Origin of the sequence: Rhodococcus sp. AG1013 (assembly GCF_003350365.1) — a bacterium.
Taxonomy (GTDB): domain Bacteria; phylum Actinomycetota; class Actinomycetes; order Mycobacteriales; family Mycobacteriaceae; genus Prescottella.
The window spans coordinates 1-16,821 of record NZ_QQAT01000025.1; the positions used below are offsets into that span (position 1 = coordinate 1).

The window sequence follows — 16,821 nt, forward strand, 5'->3', positions numbered from 1 at the left end:
CATCGTCCGCGACATCCAACGCGCACTCGCCATCTGGATCGGCACCTGCCCACTGTGTCACCACAGGTTTCCAACCTAACAAAGTCCTACTAGTGCTCGACCGACTTCGCGAGCAGCGGCAGCGCCCGGAACGGCACCACCTGCGAGAGCACCACCACCGACACCGACCGCGCGACGGTCGCCGAATGATGCAGTTCGATGAGCAGCGTCTGCAGGTCGTCGTGTGACGCGGCCGCAACGCGGCACAGGACGTCGCCGACGCCGGTGGTGGCCCACGCCTCGACCACCTCGGGGAACTCCTCGAGTTCCTTCGTCAGCTGCCCCAGCGAGCCCTGCGCGATCTCCAGTGTCACGAACGCCTGCACCGGGTATCCGGCTGTGCGCAAGTCGATCTCGGGGCCGTAGCCGGTGACAATCCCGGACTCCTCGAGTCGGCGCAGCCGGGCCTGGACGGTTGCTCGCGCGACCCCCGCCCTACGGGAGAGTTCCAGCACCCCGATCCGCGGCTCGTCCCGCAGCCGCGTGATCAGGTCGACGTCGAGAGCATCGAGTCGGTGCCCACCCCGATCCACGACTGGTCCGGACTCTCAGGGCGTGACTCGGGAGCGGGCGACGATCACCGGGCACTGCGCGTGGTAGAGGAGTGACTGGCTGGTCGAGCCGAGGACGGCGCTCTCGAACCCGCCGAGGCCGCGGCTGCCGACGACCATGGCGCGAGCGGATGCACTGAGCGAGACGAGGTGCTTCGTGGGGCCGGCCTTCGCGATCACCGTTTCGGCGGACACCGACGGGAACTTTGCGCCCCATGTCGCGATCAGCCGGTCGATGCGGCCGCGGGCCTCCTCGTCAGCCTCCTGGCTGCCGCGCCGGCGGCGGGCGTGGATCGCGATCAAGTCGGCGTGGCGGATCGACGCCTCCTGCATCGCGGTGCCGACCACGATGTCGGCACTATCCGAATGGTCCACACCTGCAATGATCGGGCCGGATGTGGGCGGCACGGGGCTGCCGTCGGCGCCGCGGATGATCGCGACCGTGCACTTGGCGTGGTGCGCCAGCGACAGGGCCGTGGAGCCCAGCACCATCCGCTCGAAGAAGCCGGCACCGACCGAACCGACGACCAGCAGGCTCGCGTTCTCGGACAGATCGACGAACGCGCGATTGACCCGGCCGCGCAGCAGTTCCACCTCGACGTCGACGGTGTAGTCCTCGACGGTGGCGGCCTCGCGGGCGGCCTTGAGGGATTCGCGCCCGAACGCCTCTTCTTCCTCGAGGTCGTCGGCGACGAACGGGAAGTCGTTCTCGGTGTCGATGACGTGCACCAGTTTCAGCGGCACCTTGCGGGCGTGCGCTTCGACGGCTGCCCACTTGACGGCATGGATCGCGGCGTCGGATCCGTCGACGCCGACGATCACCGGCCTGGTCTCGTTCGCTGGTGACATCGTCCACTCCGATCGCCTCGGTGCTGCACATTCGGTATCAGACTAACGGCGAAACCCGTCCGGGGGCGTGAGCTTGGGACGGCGGTGCCGGAGAGGTTCAGGAGGCGATTTCGTCCGACGGATCCTGATTCGTCCGGTTGACTGCGGCTTCCTCGAACTCTGTGAGACTCGCGCGGATCAGGGCGACGTATCTGTCGGTGTCGGGCATCATCCCGCGGTCGGCCATCACGGTCAGTGTCAGGTCTCCACCAGCAGCGGCCGCCAGGAAATGACGCAGACCGTCCCCGTCCACCGGCGGCTGCCCGCCGAACACCGCCGCGGCCGGCGCACCGTTCAGGGTGAGGCTGTCGACCCCGAATGCCACGTTGCTGATCATGGTGTGCTGGTGGCGGGGGTGGCCGGGGTCAAGATTGGCGGCTTCCCTGCGCGTGTATATGAACAGTCGCATCATGGGCGGAGGCACCGTCTCCATCGCCGCAGCGGCCCTGCGAACCGCAATGTGGGAGGTGCGGGCCTTCTCGGACTTCGACGATTCGGCGATGCGCGCCACCCGTTCGAGCGGATGCTCGACATCGGTATGCATGTCGACGTTCATGATTGCCAACTGGTTCGCCGATTCCCAAGCCTCCACCTGCCGCACCGATCGTGGCACGATCGCGACGAGCGAGCCCGGGTGGGGCTCGCCCTTCTCGGCGAGGTAACGCGCGAGAGCATCCCCCACGACAGCTAGCAGGGCGTCGTTCACGGTCGCGCCGGGAACGGCTTCTCTGATACGGCGGAGCGATGTCGTGGGCAAAGTGATCGGCACCATGGCGCCGGATCCACTCACCTTGCCGTTGAAACGGATGCCCGGCTGTTCGGCGTTCGCCAACCAGGCACCGGACATCTCGGCCTCGTTCAGGGCCCGATCGGCGGCACGGTTGCCCGGAACATCCTTCGCGAACCGGATCAGCTGACGCGGAAAACCCAACACCGACTTGGCGAGCAGCCGGGCACCGAGGCACCGCGCTGGGTGGGCAGGGGCAGGAGTGCACGTCTCGTCCGAGAAGACCTTTTCCACCAACTGCAACACCCCCAGCCCGTCTCCGATGCTGTGGTGGGCCTTGAGCGCTACCGCGGTGAGGCGGCCTGGCTGATCGACGATCCCGGAGACACCGGTGAAGAAGTGCAATTCCCACGGTGGTCGGGTGAGGTCCATACGTGAGGTCAGCAACTCGGCGAACGGCGCCTCGAGGGGCGCCCATCCGGGTTCGCTGACTGTAGTGGCCCGCACGTGGGCACTCAGATCGAAGTCGGGAACAGGGATCCAGTGCGGATGTTCCAGACCCAGCGGCACACGGCGGATGCGATGGGTGAACATGTGGTGGTGGCCGAGCCGTGCACGAACCCACTCGACTGCGCGTTCCTGGGTTAGCTCCGCATCCGGATACTGCGTGGTGTCGAAGACATACACGACAACGAAGTGCCCCAGGTGCCCGTCGGTCTCCCCGTAGATGAACTCGGCATCCCGGGTCGGAATGGGCCAAGTTCCCGCCGCGAGCCAGTCGGCAAATCTCATACGCACCTTACTCTTTTGGGTTCTTCTGCTTACAGGATGCGCAACGCGCAAAAGCCCTGAAGCACGCTTCAGGGCCTCGCGACTCCGTTCGAGCCGTGCGCGGACGAGCGGAACCGACCGACTGCCGCGCTACTTGTTCTTGATCGCGTTGCTGCCTATCCCCATGAGGGTGAAGTTGTTGGCCATCCAGAAGATCATTTTGTTGAGGTAGTCAGGAATCATTGTCAGCCCTTTCCGGAAGTAGGCATTGGTCAGGTGAACAAGGCGAGCAGATACTGCGTGATCGAATTCACGAGACTGACAGATCCGACTCCCACGAGATCAGAGCTGTAGGTGAGCGACGACTCGAACATGTTTCTCCTCCCGTTTACAGGCCGGCGACAGAGCCGATGACTGTATCGACGCTTCCGAATATCGCGACCGATCCGGCGTTCCCCATATTGAGGAGGCCCGCCACGATCGCGGCCACACCGTCGACAAGACCCTTGAGGGAGTTGATCGGCGCCACCATCGATGCCGGATCAACACTCGTGACGAGGTCCAACAGGCTTCCGCTATCCATTTTCACTTACCCTTTCTTGCGTTTCAGTTGTCACTCGAACGGAGGCATCCAGTTGAAGTCGACCGAGAAGCCGAACGGCAGGAAGATCAGCATTCCGATCAACGGCCTGAGAAAGGCACCAGTTTCGCCATCCAAGGCGGTGGCGACGGATCCGAGACTACCCATTATTCTCCCTTAACTCTCTTGATGCGGCTCACGCCGCAATCATCAGCTGAGTTCGATTGACGAGACCAGCGCATCGGACACGAGGTTGACACCGGGCATAAATGAGCCCGCCCAGGCCCCGCCCAGCAGATTCAACATCAAAGCCTTAGTCGCGTCGAAAAAGACTACGCTCATACGAAATCCCACCCTCTCGATCGGCGTTGGAAGCATTCCTCGGAAACCTGCACGGCATCGCACCCGCCTTCCACGCAGAAGCGATATCGAGCAGCACACAGACACTCAGGAAGCACACACATCTGAGGCCCTGATCGCCCCTCTCGGGTCCCTTTGTAGCCGTGATCGAAAGGAAACTAACCCATGCCCGTCCCCTTTGGGAGGCTTTTTGCGGAAGATCCTCCAGCAACCCCAAGGCGACACCATCAGACCTGGTCAGAGAGGTGCACGGAGCGAAGCCCGTGTCCACAGCATCCCCGTCGATCGGCGCTCGGAGATTGATTGCACTGGAGTCCAATGAATGCCGACGATCAAATAATCAAAATGTACTGCAGTGCAATTTTGAAGGTCCGTGGGCAGTATCTGAGACGAGTGCCAACACAATGCCGACCGGGCAACCTCCGAGCGGATGTCCAGCTCACTTCTGTACACATTGACCACCCATGTGGCGCTCAAGCGATGCAGATCGTTCAATCTGAACAGAGAAATCAGTCGATGTTGCCGAGGCGGATGCGGCGAAGGTGTGATCAAGACACGTCGTCCACGGGAGGTTCGCTCATGACCGTCGACCAGTCACTCGGCCGCCTCGACGACGCGGCGCTGCGCCAGCTGCTCGGGCTTGTCGAACACGATCCGTCCACCGATCCGTTCCCGGTGGTCGGCTGGGACGCGATCGTCTGGGCGGTGGGCAACGCGACGCAGGCCGCCGCGTACTACCGCACGGTGTTCGGGATGGACCTCGAGGCGTACTCGGGTCCCGAGACCGGCAACCGCGACCACCGCGCATACGTACTACGCAGCGGCGCCGTCAGATTCGTGCTCACCGGCGGCGTCGACCCGTCCAGCCCACTGCTCGACCATCACCGCCGGCACGGTGACGGCGTCTACGACGTCGCACTCGAGGTCACCGACGTCGACCGCTGCATCGCGCACGCGCGCGGCCAGGGTGCCCGGATCCTCGTCGAACCGCACGACGTCACCGACGAGCACGGCACCGTCCGCACCGCGAGCATCGCCGCCTACGGCGACACCCGGCACACGCTCGTCGACCGCTCCCGCTACACCGGGCCCTATCTGCCCGGCTATGTCTCACGCAGGCAGTCCCACGGCACCGGCCGGCAGGTGATCCAGGCGCTCGACCACGTGGTCGGCAACGTCGAGCTGGGCAAGATGAACGAGTGGGTGGCCTTCTACCACCGCGTCATGGGATTCACCGACCTCGCCGAGTTCGTGGGCGACGACATCGCCACCGAGTACTCGGCGCTGATGAGCAAGGTGGTCGCGAACGGCAACCACCGCATCAAGATCCCGCTCAACGAACCTGCTGTGGGGCGCAAGCGGTCTCAGATCGACGAGTTCCTCGAGTTCTATCGCGGCCCCGGATCGCAACATCTAGCACTGGCGACGTCCGACATCCTCGGCGCGGTGGACCACCTGACGGAGGCGGGCGTCGAGTTCCTGCCGACACCCGCGTCGTACTACGAGGATCCGCAACTGCGCGCCCGGATCGGCGCGGTGCGGGTCCCGATCGGGGAACTCGAGCGCCGCGGCATCCTCGTCGACCGCGACGAGGACGGCTACCTGCTGCAGATCTTCACCAAACCGATCGGCGACCGGCCGACGGTGTTCTTCGAACTCATCGAGCGGCACGGCTCACTCGGGTTCGGCAAGGGCAACTTCCAAGCCCTGTTCCTCGCGATCGAACGCGAGCAGGAGCGGCGCGGCAACCTCTGACCGTGCCGCCCCTGTGCGATCGAATCAAATGGACGTGATGCCCAGGTCCAACGACATCTGCGAACCGGTGACGGTGCGCGACCGGTCGCTCGCCAGGTACAGCACGACCTCGGAGACGTCGTCGACGGTGCACTTGTTGAGGCCGGCGAGCGGCCACTTGTAGTTGTCCAGGTAGCGCGGGAACTGGGAGAGGATCTTGCCGACGTTGGCGTCCTGGCCCATCGGGGTGTCCACCGCGCCGGGGTGGATCGAGTTGACGCGAATGCCGAACTCGCCCAACTCGATCGCCGCGGTCTTCGTCAGACCCACCAGGCCGTGCTTGGCGGAGGTGTAGTTCGACGTACCCGGGCTGGCCTTGATGCCGGCCGCCGAGCTGACCACGATGATCGAGCCGCCGCGGCCGCCGTCGATCATCGCGGGCACCGCCGCCTTGAGCGTGCGCCACACACCGTTGAGATTGATGTCGATCATCGTGGTCCACTGCTCCTCGGGCATCTCCCAGAAGCGGTTCCACGTCGAGATGCCGGCGTTCGCGACCACGATGTCGAGACGGCCGAAGCGCTCCACACCGGCGTCGACGGCGGCCTGCAGCGCGGCCTGGTCGCGCACGTCACCGATGGACGTGACGATCTCACGGCCCTCGGCGCGCACCAGGCGGGCGGTCTCCTCGAGATCCTCGGGCGTCGCCGCCGGGTAGCCGACGTCGTCGGAGATCGGTGCGCAGATGTCGAGCGCGACGATGTCCGCGCCCTCCTGGGCGAAGCGCACCGCGTGGTTGCGCCCCTGTCCGCGTGCCGCGCCGGTGATGAAGGCGACCTTGTTCTCGAGCAGTGCCATGCGAATCCCTCCGGATCCCTCGTCGTCCAGTGTCTTCGCAGATTAGGACGGCTATCCGGACCAGCGGCCCAGCATTCCAGTGACCGGGAACACAGCGCCTCCAGCGCTCGGTGGTCATTCGGGCTCCGAAACTCGTGTAAGCTGAAATTACCGACGCGGGGTGGAGCAGCTCGGTAGCTCGCTGGGCTCATAACCCAGAGGTCGCAGGTTCAAATCCTGTCCCCGCTACAAATGAAAGTCCGGGTCAACGAATTGTTGACCCGGACTTTCGCATTTGAGGCGGAACGTCGTCGCCGCAGCGGATGCCCTTCATGGCGACCCTCGATCGTTCAACCGACCCGCATGGGCAGTGCAGTCAGACGTGATAGGCGTCGGCACGGTGCGAGATGGCGGTGACCTGTACGCGTCGGGCGTCCTCGTCGATCAGGTACAGCACTCGGTAGGTTCCGCGGCGCGCGGAGTAAGCCGGGGCGAGCGGTGGCGCGAGCGGTTTACCGACCCGGTGAGGATTCTCGAGCAGGGCCCCGGTGATGAACTCGTAGACCGCGGCCGCGACCTTCTCGGGCAGGGTGTGCTTCAAGGCGCGGGCCGCCGACCTCGCAATGGAGAGGGTGTACGGCTGCTCGGGCGCGCTCATTCGTCGTCGGACTTCTCGGCAGCCAAGAAGTCGGCGAGCGAGTCGGCGTCGAGAACGTCACCGCCCTCGACCTCCGCCATGCCGGCGACATGGTCGGCGAGCAGTGACTCGTCGGCGAGGACGGCGATGGTCTCGCGCAGCGCGTCGTAGTCGTCGGCGCCGAGGAGTACGGCGGCGCGATGTCCGTTGCGGGTGATCTCGAATCGCTCGTGCGTGCGCTCCGCCTCGTCGACGAGACGGGAGAGCTGCGCCCGTGCATCTGCCACCGGAAGAGTCGTCATGTACATAATTCTAGCTAGAATTCAGGATTCGGCCAGTGCGGCGCTTCGACTCGACCACCGCGCCCGATCCACCGGGCCACGACGTGCCGGCGTCACACAGGTTTTCCGAACAACACATACGAAATGCGCATCGAAAGGGTGTGTGACGCCGACAGAAGGTGTGTGACACCGCCGTATCCGCGGAGGCACCGCCTCGACCGACAGCCTGACACGTCCCGCGCCCGCCCCGCCGCCCCTCCCGTCGACACCCCCGTCGGCGCTAGATTGCTTGTATGGCCGACCGCGATCGGGACACCCTCGGCAAGCCCCGCAACGCCCGCCCCCGGGACCGGTTGGGCCGGCCGCTCGAGTGGGGCGAGGAGGGGTTTCCGACGATGCCCGACGATCTGGATCTGGATCCCGGCGAGGCGATCACCGAGGCGCAGCGCCTGCTCGACCACGACCTGCCGTTCCACGCGCACGAGGTCCTGGAGGCCGCGTGGAAGAAGGCGCCGCACGAGGAACGTGGGCTGTGGCAGGGCCTGGCGCAGCTGGCCGTCGCCGTCACCCACCAGATGCGCGGCAACCCGGCCGGGGCGGTGTCGCTGCTGCGGCAGGGCCGGCACCGGATCGTGCCGTTCGAGGACAACCCGCCGCACGCCCTCGACGTGACCGGGCTGGTCGCGTGGGCCGACCATCTGATCATCGAACTGGACCGGGACACCCCGCCCGACACGGTCCCGGTTCCGAGGCTCCGAATGCCGTGATGGGCCATTCTGGTCGAATGACCGTTCTGCCCATGTTTCCCCTCGGCTCGACGCTGCTGCCCGGGGAACGGTTGCCGCTGCACGTGTTCGAGCCGCGCTACCAGGCGCTCGTGCGCGACTGCCTGGCCGCCACCGAGGGTCCCCGGTTCGGCACCGTCCTGATCGCGCGCGGCCACGAGGTGGGTGGCGGCGACGTCCGGCACGAGGTGGGCACGTCGGTGCGCATCGTCTCGCACGTCGACATCGGCGACGGCCGCTACGCGCTGAACTGCGTGGGCGAGGAGCGCATCCGCATCCGGCACTGGCTCGACGACGACCCGTACCCGCGGGCCGAGGTGGAGTCGTGGCCGGTGGGACCGGGCGGCCGGGTGGACGACACCCGGCTCGAGCAACTCACCGACCGGCTCACCGAGCTGTACGTCCTGCTCACCCGCATCCGCGGCCGCGAGGACGAACCCCAGCCCGCGCCGCCGCGGCTGTTCGACATCCTCGAACAGCCCGGCGATCACCTGTACGCGCTCGCGGCGTGGGTGCCGATGGGCGCCGCGGACCAACTGCAGGTGCTGGCGGCGGAGTCCGCGGACGACCGCTACCGCGCGGTGGCCGAGGCGATCGACAACGCGCGCGAGATCGCCGAATTCCGACTCTCGGGACGCCAGTGACGGGGGTCACGTTCGACGTGTACTAGCGTCCACTCTCCAGGTTGTTCAGGGGAGGGGAGAACTCATGATTCACGTTCGCCACAAGGCGGTCGCCATCGTTCCCGTCGAGCTGGCCTTCGCGCACATCGACGACTACCGCAACGTGCCCGACTGGATGTTCGGCATCACCCGGTTCGACCCGATCGGCGCGCTCGATCAGGGCCTGGGCGCCACCTACGACGCGACGATGCAGCTCGGCCCCAAGGCGTTGAAGTCGACGGTCGAGGTCACCGAGTGGGAGCAGGACCGGCTGATCACCCTCAGCTCGGTCTCCGGTTTCGGGAACCGCTCCAGCTGGATGTTCACGCCCGTCGCCGACGACCACACCGAGCTGTCCGTGGACTTCGGCTACGAGCTGCCCGGCGGGCTGGCCGGCAAGGCCCTGGGCAAGCTGATCGAGCCGTTCGTCGTCACCGCGATCAAGCAGACCGAGGCGAACCTGCGCAGGCAGATCGAGGCGCGGGGGCTGTAGCTCAGGCCGAGTGCCGGCCGCGGTATCCCAGTGCGCGCCGGGCGAAGTCGAGGCTGAACGCGATCGTCATGGTGCTCTCCTTCAGGACCGTGCCCATCACCGGGTAGGCGTGGATCTGGCCGCTCCACACGTGGGTCTCCACGGCCTGCCCGGCGTCCTCGAGCATCCCGGTCATCGCCTCGACGTCCGGGCGCATCAGTTCGTACTGCGCGACACTGAAGAACGTCGGCGGGAACAGGTGCGGGTCGGCCTCGATCGGCGAGTCGGCGCCGACGATCGGATCCGGCCCGCCCACCCACTTGTCCTTGAGCGCCTCCACCTGGTTCATCGGCAGATACGCGTCGCGGCGCATGTAGTCCGGATCGTGCTTCTCCAGTGCGAGATTGAGCAGCGGCGAGTAGCCGATCACCGCCGCCGGGGTGATCATGCCGCGGGTCGCCGCGAGCTCGGCGACCTTCATCGCGAGGTAGCCGCCCGCCGAGTCCCCCGCGACGATGATCTTCGTCGGGTCCGCACACGTGCTGAGCAGCTCGGTGTACGCGGCCATCGCATCATGGATCGAGGTGCCGATGCCGCCGTACGGCAGCTGGCGGTACTCCACCGAGATCACCGGGATACCGGCCCGCGCGGCCAGGACCGCGCACAGGCTGCGGTGAGTGGCCAAGCCGCAGAACACGAATCCGCCGCCGTGGAGGTACAGGATGGTCGCGCCGGCCAGCGAGTCGGAGGCCTGGCGGTGATGCCTGATCAGCTCGCTCGGCACACCCCCGAGCGTCATCGGCTCGATGTGCACGCCCCGCGGCCGCGGCAGCCGATCGACCACCTTCTCGAGATGCCCGAGCGCCGCGATGCCCCGATCGGTGGTGGGCCACGCCGCGAACAGCGGTTTGACGAAGATCCGGGCGAACCAGAACACCAACCATGCCCGCAGGCTCACCTTCCAGTGCCGGATGATGGTCGTCTCACGCGTTCGCATACCGCCCCCAGTCGTCTCCGCACGGGTGGCTCCGCCCACCCCGTCCGCCACCCTAGAGACCAACGCCGCCGCGCGCAGCCGCTCCGACGGTCAGATCTGCAGCAGCGGCACCAGCAGCTCGTCGTCGGTGAGCGCGCCGTGCTGCCCCGCCAGCATCGACATCCGGGGTTCGGCCTCGCTGCGCACGATCGCCGACCCGCCGCGGGCGATCGCCACCACGTCACCGATCCGGCGGCGCGCGGCCTCCGACGGGTCCGGGCCGATCAGCCCCGCGGCGACGACGTCGTCGCGGGTCCCCACCCACGCCCGCTCCCCCAGCTCCGCCCGCCACCGCCGCAGCACGGCGTCGGCGCGACCGGGTTCGGTGTGGACGTAGCGGCAGCGGGCCTCGCCGGTGAGCGCCGCGACCCCGTCCGACAGCGCGGCATTGCCGTCGAAGTCGATCCGGTCGGCGGCGGCCACCGGCACCATGCCGTGATCGGCGGTCACCAGCAGGTTCACGTCGGATCCGAGATGCGCGACGAGGTCCTCGACGAACCGGTCGATGATGGTCAGCTGCGCCACCCAGCCGTCGCTGCCGGGGCCGTACACGTGACCGAGGGTGTCCATCTGGCTCAGATAGCAGTAGACGAGCGTCCGCTCCCCCGCCTTCGCGGCGTGCACCGTCGAATGCAGCAGGTCCCCGTACGCGACGGTGCCGACGAAGCGGGCGCCGCGCAGCACCGCGCGTGTCAGCCCGGTTCCGGCGAACTCGCGGGGCAGCACCGTGGTGGTGACGACGCCGTCGGCCGCCGCCCGCTCGAAGGCGGTGTGGGACGGCTGGATCCGCTCCGGCACCACCTGCCCGAGCACGTCGCGGTGGTCGCCGACGCGCTGCCAGCGCAGCCAGTTGAACGGGCCGCCGGCCTCCGCGACGTCGGAGACGTACCCGGTGACGCCGTGCCGCCCCGTCGGCAGACCGGTGCCGAACGACGCGAGACTGGTCGCGGTGGTGGTGGGAAAGCCCGCCCGGATCGGCCGGCCCGCCGCCTCGTCCAGGAAGGGCGCCGCATCGACGTTGTGACGCAGCAGGTTCCACCCCAGGCCGTCGACCAGCAGCACCACCGTCCGGTCGGTGCGCGGCAGCCCCAGGGCGTCGACCTCGCCGGGCACCCCCAGCGACGCCAGCACCGACGGCAGCACGTCGGCGAGGGTGGGCTCGGCATACACGTCCCGCAGCGGAAGGTCGTCCGACACTGGTGGTCACTCGCAATCGTCGCTCGGTGTGCTGGGGTTGTACCCGACTGTAGGCGCGCACCCCCGCCGAGTTCGGGGAATCGGCACCGAGAAGCGGCCCGCAGTGCCAACCTGAGTTCATGACCGCCGCACATGTCCGTTCACGAGGTGATCGCTGATGGCCCGCCCGGTACGCGTCGTGGTGCTCGGGTCGGGCTCGTGGGGCACCACCGTGGCCAAACTCGCCGCGCACAACACCCCCACCCTGCTGTGGTCGCGCAACCCCGAGACGGCCGACGAGATCAACATCGAGCACCGCAACTCGCGCTACCTCGGCGAGCACGAATTGCCCGAGAGCCTGCGGGCGACGTCCGACATCGTCGAGGCGGCGAACGAGGCCGACGTCCTGGTGGTGGGGGTGCCCTCGCACGCGATCCGCAGCACGCTGGGCCAGATCTCGAACGAGGTCCGCGCGTGGGTGCCGGTGCTCTCGCTCGCGAAAGGCCTCGAGCCGGGCACCCGGCAGCGGCCCACCGAAGTGATCTCCGAATGCCTGCCCGGACATCCCGTCGGGTTGCTCGCCGGACCGAACATCGCGAAGGAGATCGCCGACGGCCTCGCCGCCGCGTCCGTCGTCGCGACGCAGGACGTGGACGTCGCGACGGCGTTGCAACCGCTGTTCGCCTCCAAGGTCTTCCGCGTGTACCGCAACACCGACGTGTTGGGCTGCGAACTCGGCGGGGTCCTCAAGAACATCGTCGCGATCGCGTCGGGCATGGCCGACGGTCTGGGCGTCGGCGACAACACCCGCGCAATGGTGCTCGCGCGGGGACTCGCGGAGATGACCCGCATGGGCGAGGCGATGGGCGCGAACCCGCGCACGTTCGCGGGCCTGACCGGGGTGGGTGACCTGATCGCGACGTGCATGAGCCCGGCGTCGCGCAACCGGCGTGTGGGCGAGGCCATCGCGCGCGGGCTCACGGTGGAACAGGCCGTCGAGAAACTCGGGCAGGTGGCCGAGGGCGTCAAGACCGCGCCGACGGTGATGGAACTGGCCCGCGACTACAACGTCGAGATGCCGATCGCCGCCGAGGTCGAGGCCGTCGTGGCCGGCCGGAGGACGCCCGAGGAGGCCTACCGCGGCCTGCGGAAAGTCGCCCCCGGCGGCGAGGACGAGGTGGCCTGACCCGGCCGACCGATTTGTCTTGAACACCGTTCAAGTTGCACACTGCTGACGTCAGGCGGTGAGGGGAGGCGCTGCGCGAAACCTCATGGATCGGAATGCAGCGTGTCGCAGGAGCAGGTTCGCCGTACCCGGGTGCTGATCGTCGGCGCCGGATTCGCCGGACTCGGGATGGCGCTCGAGCTCACCCGCCGCGGCGAGCGCGACTTCCTGATCCTCGAGCAGGCCGACGCCGTGGGCGGCACGTGGCGACAGAACACCTACCCGGGCTGCGAGTGCGACATCCCGTCGGTGCTGTACTCGTATTCCTTTGCCCCCAAGCCGGACTGGACGTCGTCCCACGCGGCACAGCCCGAGATCCTGGACTACCTGTCCCAGCTCACCGACCGGCACGGCCTCGCGGACCGCATCGAGTTCGGGACCACCGTCGCCGGCGCGCGCTGGGACGAGAACGACTGCCGCTGGCACGTTTTCGACAGCACCGGCGGCGAGTACGTGGCGCAGTACCTCGTGATCGCGTCGGGCGCACTGAACGTGCCCCGCCTGCCCCGCATCCCCGGCGCCGAGACGTTCACCGGTGTCAGCATGCACTCGGCGGGCTGGAACGACGCCGTCGAGCTCACCGGCAAGCGGGTGGCGCTCGTCGGGACCGGGGCCAGCGCGGTGCAGTTGGCGCCGCAGCTCGCCCGCGCCGCCGCGAAGCTGCACGTCTTCCAGCGCACACCGGCGTGGGTGCTGCCGCGCCGGAAGCTTCGCGCGGCGGTGGCGGCGAGTCGTCGGAGCACGCTGGCGCGCAGGCTGTTTCGTACGGGAGCGTACTGGGCGGCGGAGACGCTCGCGCTCGGCCTCGGCCGTCGGCCCCGGCTGCTGGGGATCACGCAGGCGCGCGCCCGGCGACACCTGCGCCGGCAGGTCCCCGACCCCGCCCTGCGCGCGGCGCTGACACCGGACTACCGGATCGGCTGCAAGCGGATCCTGCGCTCCAACGACTTCTACCCCACGCTGACCCGACCGAACACCACGCTCGTCACCGACGCCATCACCGAGATCCACCCGGACGGTGTCGTGACCGCGGACGGAACCCACCACGCGGTGGACGTCATCGTGTACGCCACCGGATTCCGCGTCGCCGGCGCCCTGAACCGGATGCAGCTCGTGGGCCGCGGCGGCGTCAGCCTGCTCGAACGCTGGCAGCGGGGCGGAGTCCGCACCCACCTGGGTGTCACGATCGCCGGCATGCCCAACGCGTTCTTCCTGTCCGGTCCCAACACCGGCCTGGGCCACAACTCGGTGATCGTCATGATCGAGGCGCAGATCGCGCACGCACTCGAGGCGATGCACCTGGTCGAGCGGCACGGTGCGGGCGGGCTGGACGTGCGCACCGAGGTCCAGGACGCGTTCGATGCGGCCCTGCGGGAACGGCTCTCGCGCGGCGTGTGGAGCACGGGCGGCTGCGCCAGTTGGTACCTGGACGCGCGCGGGTCCAACCACGCGCTGTGGCCCGGGTCGTCGTGGAGCTACCGGCGCCGCACCCGCGTCGTCGATCCCGCGGACTACGAGCTTCTCCGAGCCGCTCCGGAATCGGTCGCGTGACGGGGAGTCGACGATCGGCAGGAATTGGCTGGACGGGATTCGGTTCCGGTTGATAGCGTGCGCCCGACCGTGACTTCACGCCAGGAGGTGAGACCCATGTACGCAACATCCATGTGGGTGCTCCCCCTCGTGTCCACGGTCGGGCGATTGACGTAGGTGTCGCCGGGAGCGCCTGAACAAGGCAATCCCGAAAGGCCACACCATGCATTTCATCTCCGAGACATCGTCGAACGGTGTCATCGAACGCAATTTCATTCTGGACGGGATCACCGGCGTGCTCTGGTCGCCCGCATCCGGAACCGTCGGCGCACCGCTGCTGCTGTCGGGGCATTCCGGCGGCATGCACAAGAAGGCGCCGGGGCTGGTAGCCAGCGCACTCCACAGCGTCACCACCTGCGGGTTCACCGTCGCCGCCATCGACGCCCCCGGCCACGGTGACCGGCCGCGGAACCTGCAGGATCAACGATGGGCCGAGGCGATCCATCAGGCCCGGGCGGCGGGCGAGCCCATCGCCCCGATCGTCATCGACTACAACATGTCGCTGGCGGAGCGTGCGGTGCCGGAATGGCAGGCGACCCTGGACGCCCTGCAGGCGCTGCCCGAGATCGGCGCCGACGCGCCGATCGGCTACGGCGGCATGACATTGGGTGTCGCGACCGGGCTGATGTTGACGCCGGTCGAACCCCGGATCGCGGCCCTGAGCCTCGGCGGGGTTTTCGTGAACGACGCCCTGATCGAGGCGGCACGGAAGATCACCGTCCCGGTCGAGTACCGGATTCCGTGGGACGACGAGGAGATCGACCGCGTGTCCGGGCTCGCGCTGTTCGACGCCTTCGCCTCGAAGGAGAAGACGCTGCACGCCCATCCGGGCGGGCACTTCCAGGTGCCCGAGCACGAGCGTGACAGTTCGGCCCGGTTCTTCGCCCGCCATCTGGTCCGGACCGCCGACACGCCGTCGGACTGACGTTAGGCGGTATCGGCGTCCGGCCCCGCGCCGGACGCCGATACCGGCACCGCGCCCCGGACCCGCGGACGTCCCCACATGCACGAATGCAGATCTTCGACTTTGACAATGATTTTCATTACCCTATAGACCTTGCGGCATGATTCGCATCGAACCCACACCCCGACGCCTCACGCTCGCCGCCTCGGTCGCCACGTGCGCGGCCCTGCTCGCCGGCTGCACGTCCACCGCCGACGGCGCCACCACCGAGACGTCGACGTCGTCGTCGGCCGGGTCGACCGAGCCGACGCAGGCCCGGTCCGCGACACCGCGGCTGGCACTGACCTACGACGGCGGCATCCTCGTCGTCGACGCCGAAACCCTCTCGGTGGTAGGCGAATCCGAGCTCGACGGGTTCAACCGCATCAGCCCGGCCGGCGACGACCGGCACGTGATCGTCTCCACCGAGGGCAGCTTCCGGGTCCTCGACACCGGCACGTGGTCGGAGGCGCACGGCGACCACGCGCACCACTACACCGCGGCCCCGGCGCTCACCGACATCACGTTCGACGCCGACAAGCCCGGCCACGTTGTCCGGCACGCGGGCCGCACCGTGCTGTTCGACGACGGCACCGGCCGCGTCGAGTCGTTCGACCCCACCGGGCTGGCCGACGGCATGCCGCAGGTCTCGACGTTCACCACCCCGCACGCGCATCACGGCGTCGCCGTCGAACTCGCCGACGGCGGCCTGATCACCACGGTCGGCGACGAGAAGACCCGCACCGGCATCGTCGTGCTGGACGCCGGCCGGGGCGAGGTGACCCGCAACGAGCGGTGCCCCGGCCTGCACGGCGAGGCCGTCGCCGCGAACGAGGCCGTGGTGTTCGGCTGCCAGGACGGCCTGCTGATCTACCGGGACGGCGCGATCACCAAGGTGACCAGCCCCGATCCGTACGGGCGGATCGGCAACCAGGCCGGGTCCGAGGAATCGACCGTGGTGCTCGGCGACTACAAGAGCGATCCCGACGCGAAGCTGGAGCGTCCGCAGCGGGTGTCGCTCACCGACACCGTCACCGGTGAGCTGCGGCTCGTGGATATCGGCACCAGCTACACGTTCCGGTCGCTGGGCCGCGGAATGTTCGGTGAGGCCCTGATCCTCGGCACGGACGGCGCGCTGCACGTGCTCGACCCGGCGACCGGCGCGACGATCCGGACCGTGCCGGTGATCGACCCGTGGACCGAGCCCGAGGAGTGGCAGTCGCCGCGGCCCGCGCTGTTCGTGCAGGGCTTCACCGCGTACGTCACCGACCCTGCCACCAAGCGGATCCACGCCGTCGACATCGAGAACGGCCAGGTCACGACCAGTGCCGAGCTGCCGCACACCCCGGACGAGATCACCGGCGTGCGCGGCTGACTTGGCCGGAGGGTTGCGTGTATCCGCGAGTCGCGCTTAGACTCCTCGGTCATGCAGCGCATTCAGGTAGTAGTTCACCGCCGTAGCGGGGTCTGATTCGGACCGACCCCTCGCTGCGGGTCGTTGAGCTATCTACTTGTCGGTCCTTCCTT

18 protein-coding genes and 1 tRNA gene are annotated in these 16,821 nt (G+C 68.0%); 9 read left to right on the top strand and 10 right to left on the bottom strand.

Going from position 1 to position 16,821, the window contains the following annotated elements; all coding sequences use genetic code 11:
- Positions 1–89: 89 nt before the first annotated feature.
- The 5 genes from DEU38_RS23920 to DEU38_RS29485 all read right to left on the bottom strand — a co-directional run bounded on the left by DEU38_RS23920 (position 90) and on the right by DEU38_RS29485 (position 3,724).
- Positions 90–572 (bottom strand): Lrp/AsnC family transcriptional regulator, encoded by a 483-nt coding sequence (locus DEU38_RS23920; protein ID WP_114723881.1) that lies wholly within the window; start codon positions 570–572, stop codon positions 90–92.
- A gap of 15 nt (positions 573–587) precedes the next feature.
- On the bottom strand, positions 588–1,439 hold the full coding sequence (locus tag DEU38_RS23925) for a universal stress protein (protein ID WP_114723882.1): 852 nt from the start codon (positions 1,437–1,439) through the stop codon (positions 588–590).
- 97 nt (positions 1,440–1,536) lie between these two features.
- Positions 1,537–2,997 (bottom strand): wax ester/triacylglycerol synthase domain-containing protein, encoded by a 1,461-nt coding sequence (locus DEU38_RS23930; protein WP_114723883.1) that lies wholly within the window; start codon positions 2,995–2,997, stop codon positions 1,537–1,539.
- A gap of 367 nt (positions 2,998–3,364) precedes the next feature.
- Positions 3,365–3,541 (bottom strand): hypothetical protein, encoded by a 177-nt coding sequence (locus DEU38_RS28710; RefSeq protein WP_181818924.1) that lies wholly within the window; start codon positions 3,539–3,541, stop codon positions 3,365–3,367.
- A 48-nt stretch (positions 3,542–3,589) separates the two neighbouring features.
- On the bottom strand, positions 3,590–3,724 hold the full coding sequence (locus DEU38_RS29485; protein ID WP_258558129.1) for a hypothetical protein: 135 nt from the start codon (positions 3,722–3,724) through the stop codon (positions 3,590–3,592).
- A gap of 771 nt (positions 3,725–4,495) precedes the next feature.
- Here DEU38_RS29485 and hppD point away from each other — a divergent pair.
- Entirely contained in the window at positions 4,496–5,671 is a 1,176-nt protein-coding gene (hppD, locus tag DEU38_RS23940; protein WP_114723885.1) for a 4-hydroxyphenylpyruvate dioxygenase, read from the top strand.
- Positions 5,672–5,695: 24 nt separating this feature from the next.
- Here the strand turns inward: hppD and DEU38_RS23945 are convergent, their stop codons facing one another.
- A complete protein-coding gene (locus DEU38_RS23945) occupies positions 5,696–6,508 on the bottom strand; it encodes a mycofactocin-coupled SDR family oxidoreductase (RefSeq protein ID WP_114723886.1) in 813 nt (270 codons plus the stop codon).
- A 154-nt stretch (positions 6,509–6,662) separates the two neighbouring features.
- Between DEU38_RS23945 and DEU38_RS23950 the strand changes: the two genes are divergently transcribed.
- Positions 6,663–6,736, top strand: a tRNA-Met gene (locus DEU38_RS23950).
- 127 nt (positions 6,737–6,863) lie between these two features.
- Here the strand turns inward: DEU38_RS23950 and DEU38_RS23955 are convergent.
- Entirely contained in the window at positions 6,864–7,145 is a 282-nt protein-coding gene (locus DEU38_RS23955) for a type II toxin-antitoxin system RelE/ParE family toxin (protein ID WP_114723887.1), read from the bottom strand.
- The gene (locus DEU38_RS23960; RefSeq protein WP_114723888.1) at positions 7,142–7,432 is read right to left on the bottom strand and encodes a type II toxin-antitoxin system Phd/YefM family antitoxin; all 291 of its coding nucleotides are present in this window, start codon (positions 7,430–7,432) and stop codon (positions 7,142–7,144) included. The genes DEU38_RS23955 and DEU38_RS23960 overlap by 4 nt, the downstream gene beginning before the upstream one ends.
- Before the next feature lie 266 nt (positions 7,433–7,698).
- Between DEU38_RS23960 and DEU38_RS23965 the strand changes: the two genes are divergently transcribed.
- The 3 genes from DEU38_RS23965 (at position 7,699) to DEU38_RS23975 (ending at position 9,345) form a co-directional block, all read left to right on the top strand.
- Positions 7,699–8,172 (top strand): DUF309 domain-containing protein, encoded by a 474-nt coding sequence (locus DEU38_RS23965; protein ID WP_114723889.1) that lies wholly within the window; start codon positions 7,699–7,701, stop codon positions 8,170–8,172.
- Between the two features lie 17 nt (positions 8,173–8,189).
- Positions 8,190–8,834 (top strand): LON peptidase substrate-binding domain-containing protein, encoded by a 645-nt coding sequence (locus DEU38_RS23970; RefSeq protein ID WP_114723890.1) that lies wholly within the window; start codon positions 8,190–8,192, stop codon positions 8,832–8,834.
- A 64-nt stretch (positions 8,835–8,898) separates the two neighbouring features.
- Positions 8,899–9,345 carry an SRPBCC family protein gene (locus DEU38_RS23975; protein ID WP_114723891.1) on the top strand — a complete coding sequence of 149 codons (447 nt, stop codon included), beginning with the start codon at positions 8,899–8,901 and terminating at the stop codon, positions 9,343–9,345.
- Between the two features lies 1 nt (position 9,346).
- Here DEU38_RS23975 and DEU38_RS23980 read toward each other — a convergent pair whose 3' ends face one another.
- Both DEU38_RS23980 and DEU38_RS23985 read right to left on the bottom strand, forming a co-directional pair.
- Positions 9,347–10,321: an alpha/beta hydrolase fold domain-containing protein gene (locus DEU38_RS23980; protein WP_114723892.1), complete on the bottom strand. Its 975-nt coding sequence runs from the start codon at positions 10,319–10,321 to the stop codon at positions 9,347–9,349.
- A 90-nt stretch (positions 10,322–10,411) separates the two neighbouring features.
- The gene (locus DEU38_RS23985; RefSeq protein WP_114723893.1) at positions 10,412–11,557 is read right to left on the bottom strand and encodes an alkaline phosphatase family protein; all 1,146 of its coding nucleotides are present in this window, start codon (positions 11,555–11,557) and stop codon (positions 10,412–10,414) included.
- A gap of 157 nt (positions 11,558–11,714) precedes the next feature.
- On the opposite strand from DEU38_RS23985, the gene DEU38_RS23990 reads away from it, so the two are divergent.
- The 4 genes from DEU38_RS23990 to aztD all read left to right on the top strand — a co-directional run bounded on the left by DEU38_RS23990 (position 11,715) and on the right by aztD (position 16,669).
- On the top strand, positions 11,715–12,722 hold the full coding sequence (locus tag DEU38_RS23990; RefSeq protein ID WP_114723894.1) for an NAD(P)H-dependent glycerol-3-phosphate dehydrogenase: 1,008 nt from the start codon (positions 11,715–11,717) through the stop codon (positions 12,720–12,722).
- A gap of 102 nt (positions 12,723–12,824) precedes the next feature.
- Entirely contained in the window at positions 12,825–14,312 is a 1,488-nt protein-coding gene (locus DEU38_RS23995) for an NAD(P)/FAD-dependent oxidoreductase (protein ID WP_114723895.1), read from the top strand.
- 202 nt (positions 14,313–14,514) lie between these two features.
- A complete protein-coding gene (locus DEU38_RS24000) occupies positions 14,515–15,276 on the top strand; it encodes an alpha/beta hydrolase (protein WP_114723896.1) in 762 nt (253 codons plus the stop codon).
- A 139-nt stretch (positions 15,277–15,415) separates the two neighbouring features.
- Positions 15,416–16,669: a zinc metallochaperone AztD gene (aztD, locus tag DEU38_RS24005; RefSeq protein ID WP_114723897.1), complete on the top strand. Its 1,254-nt coding sequence runs from the start codon at positions 15,416–15,418 to the stop codon at positions 16,667–16,669.
- The last annotated feature ends 152 nt before the right edge of the window (positions 16,670–16,821 follow it).